General features: G+C 46.2%; 17 protein-coding genes. 1 reads left to right on the top strand and 16 read right to left on the bottom strand.

Annotated elements, in window-relative coordinates; translation table 11 throughout:
• The first annotated feature begins 530 nt into the window (after positions 1-530).
• Positions 531-1,673 carry a 5-methyltetrahydropteroyltriglutamate--homocysteine S-methyltransferase gene (locus AC5162_RS00845; RefSeq protein WP_496533375.1) on the top strand — a complete coding sequence of 381 codons (1,143 nt, stop codon included), beginning with the start codon at positions 531-533 and terminating at the stop codon, positions 1,671-1,673.
• A 102-nt stretch (positions 1,674-1,775) separates the two neighbouring features.
• On the opposite strand, the gene AC5162_RS00840 is transcribed toward AC5162_RS00845, so the two are convergent.
• The 16 genes from AC5162_RS00840 to AC5162_RS00765 all read right to left on the bottom strand — a co-directional run bounded on the left by AC5162_RS00840 (position 1,776) and on the right by AC5162_RS00765 (position 16,748).
• Complete coding sequence (locus tag AC5162_RS00840) at positions 1,776-2,687, bottom strand: DnaJ C-terminal domain-containing protein (RefSeq protein ID WP_496533374.1); 912 nt, start codon at positions 2,685-2,687, stop codon at positions 1,776-1,778.
• 85 nt (positions 2,688-2,772) lie between these two features.
• The gene (gene dnaK, locus AC5162_RS00835) at positions 2,773-4,623 is read right to left on the bottom strand and encodes a molecular chaperone DnaK (protein WP_496533373.1); all 1,851 of its coding nucleotides are present in this window, start codon (positions 4,621-4,623) and stop codon (positions 2,773-2,775) included.
• An 81-nt stretch (positions 4,624-4,704) separates the two neighbouring features.
• Positions 4,705-5,322 carry a nucleotide exchange factor GrpE gene (gene grpE / locus AC5162_RS00830; RefSeq protein ID WP_496533372.1) on the bottom strand — a complete coding sequence of 206 codons (618 nt, stop codon included), beginning with the start codon at positions 5,320-5,322 and terminating at the stop codon, positions 4,705-4,707.
• Between the two features lie 17 nt (positions 5,323-5,339).
• Complete coding sequence (gene hrcA, locus AC5162_RS00825; protein ID WP_496533371.1) at positions 5,340-6,371, bottom strand: heat-inducible transcriptional repressor HrcA; 1,032 nt, start codon at positions 6,369-6,371, stop codon at positions 5,340-5,342.
• Positions 6,372-6,580: 209 nt separating this feature from the next.
• Positions 6,581-7,528 carry a riboflavin biosynthesis protein RibF gene (gene ribF, locus AC5162_RS00820; protein ID WP_496533370.1) on the bottom strand — a complete coding sequence of 316 codons (948 nt, stop codon included), beginning with the start codon at positions 7,526-7,528 and terminating at the stop codon, positions 6,581-6,583.
• Between the two features lie 120 nt (positions 7,529-7,648).
• Entirely contained in the window at positions 7,649-8,578 is a 930-nt protein-coding gene (truB, locus tag AC5162_RS00815) for a tRNA pseudouridine(55) synthase TruB (protein WP_496533369.1), read from the bottom strand.
• Between the two features lie 55 nt (positions 8,579-8,633).
• Positions 8,634-9,824: an aminotransferase class I/II-fold pyridoxal phosphate-dependent enzyme gene (locus AC5162_RS00810; RefSeq protein WP_496533368.1), complete on the bottom strand. Its 1,191-nt coding sequence runs from the start codon at positions 9,822-9,824 to the stop codon at positions 8,634-8,636.
• A gap of 197 nt (positions 9,825-10,021) precedes the next feature.
• The gene (gene rbfA, locus AC5162_RS00805) at positions 10,022-10,375 is read right to left on the bottom strand and encodes a 30S ribosome-binding factor RbfA (RefSeq protein WP_496533367.1); all 354 of its coding nucleotides are present in this window, start codon (positions 10,373-10,375) and stop codon (positions 10,022-10,024) included.
• A gap of 22 nt (positions 10,376-10,397) precedes the next feature.
• The gene (gene infB, locus AC5162_RS00800; RefSeq protein ID WP_496533366.1) at positions 10,398-12,833 is read right to left on the bottom strand and encodes a translation initiation factor IF-2; all 2,436 of its coding nucleotides are present in this window, start codon (positions 12,831-12,833) and stop codon (positions 10,398-10,400) included.
• Positions 12,833-13,150, bottom strand: a complete 318-nt coding sequence (locus tag AC5162_RS00795) for a L7Ae/L30e/S12e/Gadd45 family ribosomal protein (protein WP_496533365.1) — start codon at positions 13,148-13,150, stop codon at positions 12,833-12,835. The genes infB and AC5162_RS00795 overlap by 1 nt, the downstream gene beginning before the upstream one ends.
• Positions 13,140-13,439, bottom strand: a complete 300-nt coding sequence (gene rnpM / locus AC5162_RS00790; RefSeq protein WP_496533364.1) for an RNase P modulator RnpM — start codon at positions 13,437-13,439, stop codon at positions 13,140-13,142. Before rnpM ends, AC5162_RS00795 begins: the two co-directional genes overlap by 11 nt.
• A 20-nt stretch (positions 13,440-13,459) precedes the next feature.
• Positions 13,460-14,608 (bottom strand): transcription termination factor NusA, encoded by a 1,149-nt coding sequence (gene nusA / locus AC5162_RS00785; RefSeq protein WP_496533363.1) that lies wholly within the window; start codon positions 14,606-14,608, stop codon positions 13,460-13,462.
• Positions 14,609-14,632: 24 nt separating this feature from the next.
• Positions 14,633-15,109 (bottom strand): ribosome maturation factor RimP, encoded by a 477-nt coding sequence (gene rimP, locus AC5162_RS00780; RefSeq protein ID WP_496533362.1) that lies wholly within the window; start codon positions 15,107-15,109, stop codon positions 14,633-14,635.
• 174 nt (positions 15,110-15,283) lie between these two features.
• Positions 15,284-15,553, bottom strand: a complete 270-nt coding sequence (rpsN, locus tag AC5162_RS00775) for a 30S ribosomal protein S14 (protein ID WP_496533361.1) — start codon at positions 15,551-15,553, stop codon at positions 15,284-15,286.
• Positions 15,553-15,702 carry a 50S ribosomal protein L33 gene (gene rpmG / locus AC5162_RS00770; protein WP_002815032.1) on the bottom strand — a complete coding sequence of 50 codons (150 nt, stop codon included), beginning with the start codon at positions 15,700-15,702 and terminating at the stop codon, positions 15,553-15,555. Before rpmG ends, rpsN begins: the two co-directional genes overlap by 1 nt.
• 140 nt (positions 15,703-15,842) lie before the next feature.
• On the bottom strand, positions 15,843-16,748 hold the full coding sequence (locus AC5162_RS00765) for a manganese-dependent inorganic pyrophosphatase (protein ID WP_496533360.1): 906 nt from the start codon (positions 16,746-16,748) through the stop codon (positions 15,843-15,845).
• Between the last annotated feature and the right edge of the window lie 11 nt (positions 16,749-16,759).

Below are 16,759 nucleotides of genomic sequence, written 5' to 3'. Positions count from 1 at the left end.
GGGTTCTTTTTTATTAATAAGTCATCGTTTACAAGACTTTTATGAGATTTAATGAAAATAAAATGATAAAAAGTGTTGACAAGTTTAAAATCATTCTGTATTGTTTGAGTCATCAGATACGTTGATGAGATAAGTACCTTTCGGCGGCACGCATTAGAGAGCGGACATTTTGGTGAAAGTCCGACTTGCTTGGAAAGTGAAAATGGTCTCTGAGTACAAATAAGTTCGTGAGTTACTTGCAATTAGCGGACTTCGGGTGCGCCCGTTACCGCGTTAGAGTATCTCTTTTTTTAGACGTACTTGTTGAGTGCCTGGTGGCGATGCCAGGTAGAACCAGGGTGGTAACACGAAACCTTTCGTCCCGTAGTCTTTTGATTAAGACTGCGGGATTTTTTTATGCCGTAAACCAATTCAAACCAAAGAGGAGTTTTTCAATGACCAAACCTAGCAGAGCAAGAAACGGACCACCATGACTGCTTTATCCAAGAACAACTGCACATCACATTACTCGAAAATAAAGGAGCACACCTATGCCAAAGTTTAACAACGAAAACATCCACTACGATATCGTCGGTTCATTCCTCCGCCCAGACCGGTTGAAGCAAGCTCAAGAAAAGTTCAACAACGGCCAGCTTTCACAGGCTGAGTTACAAAACGTCCAAGATTCCGAAATCTTAAGCTTGGTTCAAAAAGAAATTGGGGCCGGTTTAAAATTTGTCACCGACGGTGAATTCCGTCGGTCATGGTGGCACTTGGATACTTTCTGGGGCTTTGAAGGAATTGATAAGATTACCATTCCCGAAGGTTACCACTTCCACGATACCGATACCCGCCCCGAATCAGCCCAAGTTACCGGCAAAATCCGTTTCACCGCTGACCATCCCGACTTAAAGGCCTTTAAATACCTAAAGAGCATTACTGATTCAGACAACGTGATTGCTCGACAGAGCATCCCCTCGCCCGCACAGTGTCACCTTGAACTATTCCGAGACCAAGACCACGTTCAAGCCATTCGACGGTTTTATGAAACTGATGAAGAATTAGCTAATGACTTGATACAAGCATACCGAGATTTAATTTTTGCTTTGTACGATGCAGGTTGCCGGGACTTAAAGTTAGATGACTGTAGTTGGGACTCAATTGTTGATAAAAACTTGGCCAAAGCAATTGGATTTACAGAAAAAGAAACAAAACAAATTGCAGAATTATATCTATCGCTAAATAACCGCGTCTTAACCGACTTACCTGAAGACCTACACATCTCTACTCACGTCTGCCGTGGTAACTACGCCTCAACCTGGGCCGCTGCCGGTGGCTATGGCGAAGTTGCCAACACATTACTTGCCCGCGAACAAGTCCAAGCTTTCTACCTCGAATACGATACCCCTCGGTCAGGTGACTTTTCACCACTTGCTAAAGTCCATGATAACCAAGAGGTCGTCTTGGGCTTGGTAACGTCAAAGGACCCTGCCCTTGAAAGCCAGGCAGACCTAATCAAGCGAATTGAAGAAGCTAGCCAGTTCGTTGACATTGATCACTTGTCATTGAGTACCCAGTGTGGCTTTGCCTCAACTGAGGAAGGGAACCACCTAACTGAAAAAGAACAGTGGGCCAAGATTAAGTTAGTCGTTGATACGGCTAATGAGGTTTGGGCCAACAGCCTTGTCGGTTAAAACCAAAGTTGAAGTCAACAAACCTCTGTCATACTTAGCCAACTAAAACAAAAAAGAGTGGAACTCGTCATCGAGTTTCACTCTTTTAATTTGCATCAGATTTTACTTATCAAAGATTGACTTACGCTTGTTAGCCTTCTTACCAGAAGCTTCAGCAAAGGTCTCAAGGGCCTGCTTTTGTTCCTTGTTCAACTTGGTTGGAACCACCACGTTGACAACCACGAACTGGTCCCCATGGCCATTACCATGCAAACGAGGAGCTCCCTTTCCAGCCAAGCGGAAGCGCCGGCCGTTTTGAGTACCAGCAGGAATTTTCAAGTTCACATCTCCGTGAACCGTCTTAACTGGGATTTCAGAACCAAGAGCAGCAGTAATGAAGTCAATATCTTGTTGCAAGTACAAGTTAGCGCCATCACGCTCAAAGCCATCCTTGGAAGCGTCAACCGAGAAGACCACATACAAGTCACCCTGTGGGCCCCCATTAAAGCCAGCTTCTCCTTGGCCTGATAAGCGCATCTGCTGGCCAGTTTCGACCCCGGCTGGGACCGTCACCTTAATTTCGTGCTGGGTCCGGTCGCCCTGAGAACGAGCATACTTAACATTCTTTTCAGTACCGAAAATAGCTTCTTCAAAGCTCAAGTGCATCCGGTATTGGAGGTCACGACCCTTTCGCGGTGCGTTTGGATCTTGGAAGCCACCGCCAAACATCTGAGAGAAGATATCGCCCAAGTCGGAGAAGTCGCCACCAAAACCACCTTGGCCCCCTCCAAAGCCGCCAAAGCCACCTTGGCCAGCTGCTCCAGCAGAACCAAATTGGTCGTATTGTTGGCGCTTTTGTGGGTCACCCAACGTTTCAAAGGCTTCTTGAACTTCCTTATACTTGTCCTCGGCCCCTGGTTCATGGTTCAAATCGGGGTGGTACTTCTTTGATAACTTTCGGTATGCCTTTTTAATTTCGTCTTGGCTGGCCGTCTTTGAAACGCCTAACCGGTCATAAAATTCGTTATTATCCACAAGCAGACTCCTTTGATTCTAATTATGTACACGGACCAACTGTCGCTGGTCCATTTTATCAGTTTTAACTAACCAAGAAAAGTAATTACTTCTTGTCGTCTGGGTTAACTTCTTCGAAGTCACCATCAACTGTGTTATCGTCTGACTTAGCAGCCCCTTCAGCACCGGCTTCGCCACCTTGGGCAGCTTGTGCCTGCTGGTACAACTTAGTAGCCAATTCAGTGGCAACCTTTTGCAAGGCATCCGTCTTTTCCTTCAAGTCAGTCAAGTCAGCGTCTTCAGCAGAAGCAGCTTCCTTAGCCTTCTTCAAGTCTTCCAAAGCATCAGCAGTTGGCTTCTTGTCATCATCTGACAACTTGTCCCCAACTTCTTCCAAAGTCTTTTCAGTCTGGAAAATCAATTGGTCGGCGTTATTACGCGTTTCAACAGCTTCCTTCTTCTTGTTATCAGCTTCTTCGTTAGCCTTGGCATCGTTCATCATCTTTTCGATTTCGTCATCTGACAAACCACCGGCAGCTTGGATGGTAATCTTTTGTTCCTTTTGAGTACCCAAGTCCTTGGCAGAAACGTTTACAATCCCGTTTCGGTCAATATCGAAGGTAACTTCGATTTGTGGGACACCGCGCTTAGCAGCAGGGATATCTGACAATTGGAACTTACCCAACGTCTTGTTGTCAGCAGCCATTGACCGTTCACCTTGCAAGACGTGGATATCAACGGCTGGTTGGTTATCTTCAGCAGTTGAGAAGACCTGTGACTTTGACGTAGGAATCGTCGTGTTGCGGTCAATCAACTTAGTGAAGACCCCACCCATGGTTTCAATACCAAGTGACAAAGGCGTAACATCCAACAAGACAACGTCCTTCACATCACCAGTAATCACACCGCCTTGAACAGCAGCCCCAAGGGCAACAGCTTCATCAGGGTTGATTGAGTGGTTTGGTTCCTTACCAGTCATCTTCTTAACTGATTCTTGAACAGCTGGGATTCGCGTTGAACCACCATTCAAGATTACTTCGTCGATTTCGTCAAATGACAAACCAGCGTCCTTCAAGGCAGCCATCACTGGTTGTTCTGCCTTCTTAACCAAGTCAGCAGTCAATTCGTTGAACTTAGCACGAGTAAGTGAGGTTTGTAAGTGCAAAGGACCTTCTGAACCAGAAGCGATAAATGGCAAGTCGATTTGTGCTTCAGTGGCTGAAGACAAAGTCTTCTTAGCAGTTTCAGCAGCATCCTTCAACCGTTGCAAGGCCAACTTGTCATCCTTCAAGTCGATACCGTTAGCTTGCTTGAATTCATCGGCTAAGTAGTCGATAACTTTGGCATCAAAGTCATCCCCACCAAGGTGAGTATCACCGTTAGTAGACAAAACTTCAAAGACACCGTCACCCAATTCAAGGACAGAAACATCAAAGGTTCCACCACCAAGGTCATAAACCAAGATCTTTTCATCCTTATCCAACTTGTCCAAACCATAGGCTAGTGAAGCAGCGGTTGGTTCGTTAATGATTCGTTCAACTTCCAAACCGGCAATCTTACCGGCATCCTTAGTAGCTTGACGTTGGGCATCGTTAAAGTATGCAGGTACCGTAATGACGGCCTTATCAACCTTTTCACCCAAGTAATCTTCAGCGTAACCCTTGATGTATTGCAAGACCATCGCTGAGATTTCTTGTGGAGTATAGTCCTTACCATCAACAGAAACCTTGTAGTTGGCTTCGCCCATGTGAGACTTGATTGATGAAATCGTGTCAGGGTTCGTAATTGCTTGACGCTTAGCTACGTCCCCAACCTGTGTTTCCCCGTTCTTAAATGACACAACAGAAGGTGTGGTCCGACCACCATCTGGGTTGGTAATAATCTTTGGCTTGCCACCTTCTAATACGGCAACAGCTGAGTTAGTAGTTCCTAAATCAATTCCGATAATCTTTGACATAATATCTACCCTTTCTATCTTTTGTTAACAATTTTTAGCTTTTTAAGGTGTGGTGCCAAGAAGCTGAATCACCATGGCAAATTAATTAGCAACCGCCACCATTGCTGGCCGGATCACCCGGTCTTGTAAGACATAACCCTTTTGCAACACTTGGGCAACCTGGTCAGCCTTGATTTCACCCTCGGCTGGAACTGATTGGACACCTTGCATTGTGTTTGGATCAAAGTCATCACCGACTGCCCCAACTTCTTCAATACCGTTGGTCGTCAATGCTTGCTTCAAAGTCTTCAAGGTGATTTCAACACCCTTATGGATTTGTTCCACCTTAGCGTCCCCATCAGGGTCAACTGCCAAAGCTCGTTCCAAGTTATCAACCACCGGTAAGATTGCTTCGGCCAACTTTTGACCATCGTACTTGCGGATGTTAGCCATTTCACGGGCATTTCGCGTTTGGATGTTTTGAATTTCCGCTTGCGCACGGAGCAATTCATCATCCTTAGCCTCTAGAGCTGCTCGAATTTCAGCAACTGGGTCAGTGGTTTCATCGTCAGTGACATCCTGACTTTCAGCTGTTTCAGTTTCTTCAGCCGGTTGGTCAGTTTTGCCTTCATCTGCTTGGGCCTTTTCGTCAAAGTCCTTTTCTTCTTGTTCTTCAGCAACTTCTTCTTGCAAGTCTTGTTCTTCCTTTGAATCCTTCACAGGCATCCTCCTTTGGGTTAAACGTACTCAATTAATTTACTATCTAATGCTTTCGCAAATGCCGCTAAGAGTTTAGTCATCTTGGCATATGGCATCCGGATTGGTCCAACCAGGGCAATTACCCCAGATGGGTCCCCTGCCAGCGTAAATGGTGCCGACAGGATGGCGTAGTCATGGAGCAAGGGACTTTCAAGTTCCTTACCTAAGCGGATATTGACCTGACCAGGAATGGTCTGGGCCAAAACCCGGACTTCATCTGGCAAATCAAACAACTCCAAGATTGCCCGGGCTTCCTTGATGTTCAAGTAGGCATCGTCTGCCACTTCTAACAGAGATAGTCGACCGCCGACATGAACTTCTTCTTCAACCGTCCGGGCTAAAACGCCACCAAACAGTTGCAAGAAGGCTGCCGGGCTTTCAACATTCCGAGATAAGACCACCGGCAGTTCATCCGAGTTCATCATCGAAAGAACTTCTCTTACCGGTCGGCCAACCATCTGGGCGTTGATATAAGCCACCATGTTGGTCAAGGAACTAACTGGTAGGTCCTTTGGTAAGCGGAAGGTTTGCGATGAAACCTTTCCATCTGAAGTGGCTAAGACCGCCAAAACCTGCTGACGTTCTAACTGGATTAACTGAAAAGAAGAAATCTTCAAGTTAGTAGGCTTTGGTTTTAAGACCAAGGCCGTTAGTCCGGTTAAATCGGCCAAAATATTAGCCGTTTGAGCCAACAAGTCATCTAATTCGTGGAAGTTTCCGCGGATTTGGTTGGCAATCAAGGCCACATCAGCCTCTGAAACTTGGTCGGCGACCATCAAGTGGTCCAAATAATACCGGTAACCAGCTTTCGAAGGTACCCGGCCAGCCGAAGTGTGGAGCTTTTTAATCAAGTCCGCTTCTTCCAAAAACATCATTTCGTTCCGGATAGTGGCTGGCGAGTAGTCTAAGTTTAACTGGTCATGCAGCGTCTTGGACCCAACCGCATGGGCGGTTTGCGTGTACTGGTAAATAATCGCCGCTAAAATCATTTGTTGTCGATCAGTTAGCACGGTCACAAACCTCCTGCTTTATTATTAGCACTCAAAACTCTTAACTGCTAATACCTATATTATACAAAAGATTTTCAAAAACGCAAGGATTTTAGCACTCTTATTATCGGAGTGCTAAAAATAAGCAAAAAGGCTTTGGTGTAAGGGCCTCTGGGAAATCAAGGAAAAGAAAAAAGAACCTTTTTCAAAGCTTTTTTGAAAAAAGTTCTTTATTTATTGGCCAAAACCTCTAAGGTATCCAAGCGGTCCTGGTCTAATTGCTTAATTAAATTATCAACCGTGGTGAACTTCACCTCATCGCGGAGTTTGGCAACCCACTTGACCTCGACTTGTTCACCATAAACTTGGTCAGCAAAGTCAAAGAGGTTGATTTCAACCGTTACCGGTCGGTTGGCTTCAAAGGTCACATTCCGACCGATCGAGGCCATCCCACCATACCAGTGGCCATCGACCTTGGTTTCAACGGCATACACGCCAAGGCCCGGAAGCGACTCAAGCTCAGGAGTAGCAATGTTAACGGTTGGATAGCCTAGCGTGCGACCGCGAGCGTTGCCGTGGACAACTAGGCCAGAGGTTTGATGAAACCGGCCCAAGGCAGCGGTCACAGCATCCACCCGGCCGGCCGCTAGGTCAATCCGGATTTGCCGGGAAGCAACCTTATCAGCTTGACCAGCCAAAGTCTTTTTACCAACTGTAACAACGTCAAACCGACCGGCCGCATAATCTGGCAAGTGGGCCATATCCGCCTGGTAATCTTTGGCCCCGTAATAGTGGTCAAAGCCAGCCACGACCGTATCGACCTGGAGGGGCAACAAGACCTCCCGAATGTAATCTTCCGGCTTTAAAGCCGACACATGGGAGGTCAGTTGTAAGCAGTAAACCCGGTCAACGCCCAATTCGCCCAACAAGGCCACCTTTTGGTCTAAGGGCGTTAAATAATGCCAGGGCTGGGCCAATTTTTCAAAAACCAAACCTGGGTATGGGCTGTAAGTTAAGACCGCTAATGGTAAGCCTTTTTGGTCCGCCACCTTTTTGGCCGCCTTAATCACTTCCTGGTGGCCCAGGTGGACCCCATCAAAAAAGCCCATCGCCAAGACTTGCTTGGCAGGTGCTTTTGATAATGCAAATGGGTAGTGTAATGAAATCAATTCAGTCATAGGGTTATTATAGCAAAGTTTTTTTGTTAACGGCTGCCAGCTAATGGCGACTGCTCGATGATGTTGCTAGATGGTGGCGGTACTAGCCCACTAGCCTTGCTGGAGTATCAAGCAACTAGGTTAGCCAAAAAAGTACCGCGACCGCCAGCACTGCTGGTCAGGACTATCATCAAAGGCGTAAACCGCGATTAATTCGTCCTGGTAATAAGCTTGGTAGTAACCTGCTTCTGTCTTTGGCCAGCGGTCTGGGCCAATTTTTTGACCATTTTTAACAGCAAAGTACTCATCGTCATCCAAGTTCTTTTTTGGCCAGGTCAAAACCGACTCAATTGGTTTGATTTTTCCAACCAAGTCTTCAAAAGGCATTGCTTGCAAGTCGGCCAAGTCCGTCGCTTCCGTCAAATCAAAGCCCGACCCCGATTCGCGGCGGAGGGCCGTCATCGTTGCCGGCAATCCAAGCTTTTGGCCTAAGTCATAGGCCAAGGTCCGGATATAAGTCCCCTTCGAGACTTCGGCAACAAAGTCCATTTGCATGTAAGATTCGCCTTTTACCCACATTAGTGGTGACGTCTGGTCAAAGCGGTAAATCGTCGCCTGGCGCTTTGGCAGTTCGACTTCTTCACCCGCCCGGGCATATTCGTACAAGCGCTTGCCATTAACTTTCACTGCCGAATAAATCGGCGGAATCTGAATAATGTCACCAGTCAGGTCAACCATCGCCTGGTCAAGGGCTACCTGATCAAGGGCCTCAGTCAACGGCTGGTCTTCCACCACTGTCCCATCAGCATCCTGGCTTTCCGTGGCATAACCAAAGGTCACCGTACCCGAATATCTTTTGGGCCGGGTTTGTAAAAGGTCAATTAGTTTGGTGGCCTTCCCTAAAGCAACCACTAAAACGCCATCGACGTTTGGGTCCAGAGTCCCGGCATGGCCAATCTTGCGTTGGCCAGAAGCCCCACGTAATTTGGCAACTACACCAAAAGAGGTGACGCCCTTTGGCTTATTCACTACTAGTAGGCCCGATAGTTCGGGGTGCTTGCTTGTTGCCATTTCATGCTCCTTTAACAAATAAAAACCGGCCAAGTCGTTTTGGTCGGTCTTTATTTTACCGATTTGCTCGGCTTTTTTCAATATAAGTTTTAATCCGGTCCAAGCCTTCATGTAAGGCAGTTTCGTCGGCAGCATAAGAGATTCGAATAAATTGGTTGGCTTCAGGGAAGTGTGAGAATCCTGCTCCAGGAATCACCGCTACTTTGGCATCATGGGCCAAGTGTTCAGCAAAGTCCCACCCATCGGTACCAAAGTCGGCTGGGATTTTGGCAAAGAGGTAGAAGGCCCCTTCTGGGGAAACAAGGTCAAAACCGAGTTCTCGCAAGATTGGTGTCGCGTAATCCCGCCGCTTTTGATAGGCTTCTTTCATATAATCTAAGTCAGCCCGCTTCATTTGCAAAGCGGCCACCGCCCCATCTTGGATAAAGGTTGGGATTGAAAAGCTGAAAGATCCGTGTGGCTTTTGCACAATATCAATCACCGCTTTTGGTCCCAAGACAAAGCCAACCCGGTAACCGGTCATCGCATGGGACTTGGACAAACCGTTCACAACAAGGGTCTGATCCGGTAAGAGCTTTCCCATTGAGAAGTGGTCTTGCCCGTAAGTCAGTTCAGCATAGATTTCATCGGAAACAACCCAGATTTGCTCTTCTTCAAAGACTTGGGCTAAGGCTTCCAGCTCTTCTTTCGTATACGTCACTCCAGTTGGGTTATTGGGGTAATTAAACAAGATGGCCTTGACTGGTACCGTCGCTTCAGCAATTGTTTCTTTGACGGTTTCAGGCGTAATCTTGTAATGTTTTTTAGCCGTATCAATTGGCACAACCACCCCACCGGCAATGCTCAACGATGAAAAGTACGACCCGTAAGCAGGGTCTGGAACCAAGAGACCATCACCTGGTTCCAGCAAAGCTTTAAAGATTGCTGCCATTGCTTCGGTTACCCCAGAGGTAACCACGACATTTTCAATTCCTGGATAATCAAGGTCATAGCGGTCTTTCATATAATCCAAAACTGCTTGGCGCAAGGCAGGCTCTCCTTGAGAAGTGCCATAGTGGGACCGGTTGTCATCGATGGCTTTTTTCGTTGCTTCTTTAATGACGTCTGGCGTATCAAAACCCGGTTCGCCAAAGGTTAATGAAACAATTTCTGGAATACCTGACACCGACCGCTGAAAGGCCAGCAATTTATCCGGTGCCAGGTCCTCAATTTTTGAATTAACGGGTAAGATTGGTTCTTCAGACATAAGCAACTCCTTTATTAATAAAGCAACAATTTAACTTTCGTTGTCTAGTAAATATCCTTGGTACTTAGTTTACACAAAAAAGATAAGAAATAACAGAGAAAGATGATGAAACAATTAGAAATAAAGCTGATTTTTCCTCACTTTAGAAAGAAACTATTTTACCCCATAAAAAAAGAACCCTGCCGGGTTCTTTTTGATTAATCCTTTTGGTGCAACTGACGGATTAAGTCCTCAATATGGTCACCATATTGGATTGAATTATCCAAGACAAAGTGAATTTCAGGAATTTTATAAACCGTCAACCGACTTCCCAATTCACGACGGATCAAGCCTGAGGCGGCTTCTAAGCCGGCCTGGGCCTTTTTCCGGTCAGAAGCTAAGTCTGACAAAATTGAATAGTAGATTGTTGCAATCTGCAAGTCACCAGAGACTTCCACAGAAGTAACCGTCACGTCTTGGACGCGAGGGTCATTAACCCGCTTTAAAATTAAGTCGGTGATGTCTTTTTGAATTTCCTGGGCCAACCGCCCAGCGCGTTGTGGATTTGCCATTGTGTCCTCCTAAGAAGAAAGCTTACTTAGGCTTAACTTCTTCCATGATATAAGCTTCGGCAGTATCACCAGGCTTGATATCGTTGAACTTATTAACAGTGAAACCAAATTCGTAACCGAACTTAACTTCGTTAACAGCATCTTTACCACGTTGCAAGGAAGCCAATTCACCATCGTAAATGACCGTACCATCGCGAACGATGCGGACCTTTGAATCCTTGGTAATCTTACCTTCTTCAACGCTAGCACCAGCAATGGTTCCAACCTTTGAGAACTTGAAGAGTTCCTTAACAACCACTTGACCAATTACACGTTCTTCATAAACTGGTTCAAGTTGACCCTTCATGGCAGCGGTCACGTCATCAATGGCGTCATAGATGACTGAGTAGAACCGCATGTCAATCTTATCAGTGTTGGCCTGGTTCTTAGCAAATGGTGTTGGGCGAACGTTAAAGCCAAGGATAATGGCGCCAGATGCTTCAGCAAGTGAAACATCTGATTCATTAATTGCACCAACAGCAGCGTGAACGACATCAACACGGACACCGTCGACTTCAATTTTCTTCAATGAACCTGTCAAGGCTTCAACAGATCCTTGAACATCGGCCTTCACGATAACCGGAACCGTCTTCATTGCATTTTCAGCCATCGTGTTAAACAAGGTATCCAAGGTAACAACTGAACCAGCGTTACGGACTTCTTCACGGGCACGCTTGGCACGTTCTTCACCAGCGGCACGAGCAGTCTTTTCATCGGCCATGACGATGAAGCGGTCACCAGCTTGTGGTACGTCGTTCAAACCAGTGATTTGAACAGGCGTTGCTGGCTTAGCAGCTTCGATATCTTGACCATTTTCGTTCGTCATTGTCCGGACACGACCATAAGTGTTTCCGACAACGATTGGGTCTCCAACATGCAAAGTTCCTTGTTGGATCAAAACAGTTGAAACAGGACCGCGGCCCTTGTCCAACCGGGCTTCGATAACAGAACCACGGGCTGGTTGCGTTGGGTCAGCCTTCAATTCAAGCACTTCAGCTTCCAACAAGATCATTTCAAGCAACTTATCAACGTTTTGTCCCATCTTAGCTGAGATCTTAACGAAGATGGTGTCACCACCGTATTCTTCAGGAACCAAGTCATGGGCCATCAATTCGTTCATGACTTGTTCAGGGTTAGCCCCTTCCTTATCAATCTTGTTCACGGCAACAATCACTGGCGTTCCAGCAGCCTTAGCGTGGTGGATTGCTTCAATTGTCTGTGGTTGAACACCATCATCAGCAGCAACCACCAAAACAGTGATATCCGTGATGTTAGCACCACGGGCACGCATTTCAGTAAAGGCCGCGTGACCTGGGGTATCCAAGAAGGTAATCAACTTATCATTCAAACGGGCCTGGTAGGCACCGATGTGCTGAGTGATTCCACCAGCTTCACCGGCTGTCACGTTGGTCTTACGCAAGTAATCCAACAAGGTCGTCTTACCGTGGTCAACGTGTCCCATGATGGTTACAACAGGAGCACGGTCTTCCAAGGCATCTTCGTTGATGGTTTCATCATCGAAGAACCGGTCGATATCGGCCACATCTTCTTCTTCTTTTTGCTTGGCTTCAATGCCGTAATCAGCAGCCAAAACTTCAATGGTATCTTCATCCAATGACTGGTTTTGGTTGGTAACCACACCAAGTAAGAACAACTTCTTGATGATTTCAGTGGCATCACGGTGCAAAATCTTGGCCAAGTCTTGGACGTTCATTCCAACCTTGTATTCCAAAACTTCTGGCAATGGCTGTTCCTTACGAACAGTTGCTGGCTTCTTAGGGGCTTGCTTAGCAGCAATCCGTCGAGCCTTCTTAGAACCATGCGGCTTATCATTGCGACGAGGGGTCTGTTGACCCGTTCCGTTGGTATTGCGCTTACGGGTGTTGTTGCGAGCAGAGTTATTACCTGAAGCAAGGGATCCACCAAAACGGCCAGAACCGGAGTTGGTGTTGGCTGCAGCTGGCTTCTTGTCTGCAGAAGTTGCCGGCTTTTTCGCAGCTGGCTTCTTGGCTTCTTGCTTCTTAGCCTTGGCCTTGTTGTTTTCAGAAACGTATTCCTTTAGACTGTCATCTTTCTTTTCAGAATAGTTAATCTGACCCTCACGAGGCTTGGTTGACCAAGACTTCTTAGCGCGGACCATTGGACGGCCAGCACTTTGGCTTTGGTTATTACGGTCGCCATTTGGACGGCGACGGTTGTTATTTTGACCACCTTGTCCGTTTGACCGGTTATTATTGTTGTTCCGGCGGTTGTTATCCCCCTGAGCCTTTGCCCGTGGGCGACCCCCGTTTTGTGGCTTAGCGTCATCTGATAGCTTAGCGGCGTGCCGGCGTTGTGATGCTGGCAATTCTTTTCGTTCAGGCACAGCCTGTTTTCGAGCAGGTCGGTTGGAACCTGAGAACTTCTTTTCTTCTGCCATTAATTCCGCTCCTTTTCTTCAAGTAATTGTTTAATCTTCTTTGCAAAGCCGGCGTTTTGAACCGCAATAATTGAACGGTTTTGACCAATTGCCTGGCTAATTTCGTCTTTGCTATAGTCTTCGACTAACAAGACGTGGTAGTAGGTCGCTTTATCGCGAAACTTTTTGTGCTGGCTTGCCCCACCATCTTTTGGAAAGAAAGCAACTTGAACACTTTGGCTTTGAATAGCCGAAAGTGTGTCGCTGGTTCCTAAAATCAGTGCGTTGGCGCGTTTTGCCAGCCCCAGTAATTGTAGAACTTTGTCCTTACTGTTCATCTTCAAAAAGTTCCTTACGAGCCTGCTGGTGGTCAACATAGGCATAGAGTTCTTCGTAAAAAGCCGGGTCAATTTCGATCCCAAAGGCCTTTTCAAAGACATGCTGGTCTTTTGCTTGCTTGGCAACTTTCCGGTCCAAAGAGATATAAGCCCCTCGGCCGTTTTTCTTACCAGTTGGGTCTAAAAAGACCTCACCTTCCTTATTTTTAACGACCCGGACCAGGTCCTTTTTGGCAAACATCTCACCAGTTACAATATCTTTTCTTAAGGGCACTTTCCGAGTTTTCATCGAAGAACCTCCTCTAATACTTAGTCTTGGTCGCCTGCTTCTTGGTTGTCTTCTTCAACCTGGTCTTCCATAGGTGCTTCATCAGCAACCTCTTCATCTGCAGGTGCTTGGTTAACAGCCAAGTCGCTGGCTTCACTTTCAGGCTTGATGTCAATCTTAAAGCCAGTCAAGCGGGCAGCCAAACGGGCGTTTTGTCCCTTCTTACCAATGGCAAGTGACAACTGGTCATCAGGCACGATGACTGTGACAGCTTGCTCATTTTCAGGGTCAAAAATCACATCCGTTACTTCGGCAGGGTTCAAGGCGTTGGCGATGTATTGGGCTTCATCTTCCACCCATTCCACAATATCCATGTGTTCACCACCAAGTTCCGTCACAACGGCTTGGACCCGGCCACCCCGTTGTCCAACCAAGGCCCCAACTGGGTCCAAGTCAGCATCGTGGGTATAAACGGCGATCTTTGACCGGTCACCGGCTTCACGAGAAATTGAGACAATTTCAACTGTTCCATCATAAACTTCAGGAACTTCTTGTTCAAACAAGCGCTTAACCAAGTCAGGGGCAGTCCGAGAAACAAAGATTTGTGGGCCCTTCAAGGAATTATCAACCTTGTTAACCAAAACCTTGATCCGTTCTCGCATCCGGTAAGTTTCCGTTTGCATCCGGTCACTTGGGGCCATCACGGCTTCTTGTTGACCTGGCAACATCACGTACAAGAAGCGGTTGTCTTCCCGTTCCACTTCACCAGTAATAATTTCGCCTTCATAGTCTTGGAAGCGGTCATAAACTGCTTGACGACTCGCTTCACGCATCTTTTGCACAATGACTTGCTTAGCTGCTTGGGCAGCCATCCGACCGAAGTCCTTTGGCGTAACGTCAAAGCGGATTTCATCGCCGGCTTCATAGGCCTTGTTAATCTTCAAGGCCTCCGTCAATGAAATTTCAGTATCAGGGTCAACCAAGTCTTCGTCTAAGACAACCAACTTGACTTGCTTGATCTTCATTTGCCCCTTCTTATCGTCAAATGTTGCTTCAACGTTTTGAGCGGCATTGTATTGCTTCTTATAGGCAGCCTTCAAAGCATTTTCCAAGGCTTCAACCACGATTGCACGGTCAATTCCTCGTTCTTGCTCTAAGGCATCTAAGGCTAGTACTAATTCTTTACTCATCTGCTTACTCCACTTTCAATCACATTAAAATTGGACGGCCACAACGGCCTTGGCAATTTCATCAAAGGTTACTTCTAACTGGTCTTTTTCGACTTGCAGAATTAATTTGTCATCTGACAAATCAACCAAGTCACCAGTCCACTGCTTTTGCCCGTTCTTAGCAGCAAAGAGTGAAACTGAAATTGGGTCTCCCGCTTCCTTCACCCAGGCAAACTGCCAAGGTTCTGAAAGCGACCGGTCCAATCCAGGTGATGCAATATCTAACATATATTCACCAGGAACCGGATCAACTTCTGCACTATCCAAGGCCTCATTCACCAACTGAGTAAAGTCAGTAATTTGGGCCATGGAAATGTTTTGATGTTCTGGCAAATCAACTAAGACTTGGACGGTCTTTTGACCGCCGACCCGCTTAACAGTTAAATCCCACAAGAGTAAACCTTGCTCTTCAATAATTGGGTTTAAGATGTCAAGGAGGGCCTGGTTTTTTGCTTGTGCCATCCAAACTCCCTACTTTCTACCATAAAAAATGAGCCGGTCAATTTCCTCTGACCCGCTCATTTACACTCTATGTAAATTGACTACTATTATCATAGCTGATTTTGGGTCTAAAAGCAAGGTGAGTAACAAAAAAACCACAGCCAAGCTGTGGTTTTTAAATCAACTAATGAAAGCTTACCATGAAGCCTTACGAACACCAGGAATTTGACCCTTGTGTGCCAATTGACGGAAGTTCAAACGTGACATTCCGAATTCACGCATGTATGCGTGTGGGCGACCATCAATTTGGTCACGGTTGTGCAAACGAACTGGTGATGAATCCTTTGGCAAAGCAGCCAATCCAATGTAATCACCCTTAGCCTTCAAAGCTGCACGCTTGTCAGCGTACTTAGCAACCAAGGCTTCACGTTGCTTTGCTTTTGCAATCTTTGATTTCTTAGCCATTACTTGATCTCCTTAAAAGTTACAACCTTACGAAGTTTTGGTGAGTACTTCTTCAACTCCAAACGATCAGGGGTGTTACGACGGTTCTTTGACGTCAAGTAGATCCGTTCTCCTGTTTCGTCATTGCCTAATACGACATGAATACGCATAGTCCTTGCTCCTCAGTGTTTATTTTTTAAATAAGAATTTATTTGCTTGTCAATACAAGATAGTATTATACATGGTTCCAGTACGGCTGTAAAGACCTTTTTTAAGATTTTCTTAAATTAGAAACCGCACTCAACTTTGCTTAAAACTGGCCTTGCAATGGTGGGACAACTTGCTTCTTACGAGAAACAACCCCTGGCAAATCAATCACATTGTTTTCAAGCTTTTGTGAAAAGGCCTTTTCAATGGCTTCAGGAGCGTCCCCAAGGTACAAAGCCTTTGAATTTGAGTTCAAGATGTCAGTAATGACAAACAAGAAATCTTCATAACCAGAAGCCTTGATAGCTTCTTCCAAACCAGCTTGGCGGGCCAAGACATCATCAATATCAACCGTGTTGACTTGGCCAATCCGGAAGTCGTGAGAACCCATAGTAAAGGACTTAGCGTCCCCTTCCAACAATTCTTCATCTGACCGAGTTGACAAGTCAGTACCAGCCTTCAACATCGCCAAACCATAGGCTTCGATATCATCTTCGCCGGCCACCTTGGCCAATTCAGGCAAAGCTTGACGGTCATAGTCAGTCGTCGTTGGGCTCTTGAGCAACAAAGTATCTGAAATCAAACCAGAAGCCAACATTCCGGCCACCTTGGCAGGAATCGTCAAGCCAGCTTGCTTGTATTCAAAGTATAAGATCGTTGAAACAGAACCCCAAGGCTTAGCCGTAATGTAAAGTGGGGTTGCGTTTTCAAATGAAAACTTGTGGTGGTCATAAATCCCATAAACTTGAACATCAGCCAAGTTGTCAACTGACTGGGCTGCTTCGTTGTGGTCAACCAAGACAACTTCTTCTGTTTCTGCCTTATCAATCACAGGCAAGGCTTCCAAACCAAAGTGGTCCAAAGCAAATTGCGTTTCCGCATTTGGCTTACCTTGGGCAACTGGGGTTGTGTCCACTCCTTGTTGCTTCAACAAGTCAGCTGCGCCCATAGCAGATGCAACTGTATCAGTATCAGGGTTCTTGTGTCCAAAAACTTGAATATTTGCCATCTTTAACTCCT

The sequence above is a fragment of the Fructobacillus sp. ChS1-6f1-1-27 genome (assembly GCF_059579415.1).
Note: the sequence above shows the minus strand (reverse complement) of the source record. Positions and strands in the feature narration are given on the sequence as shown.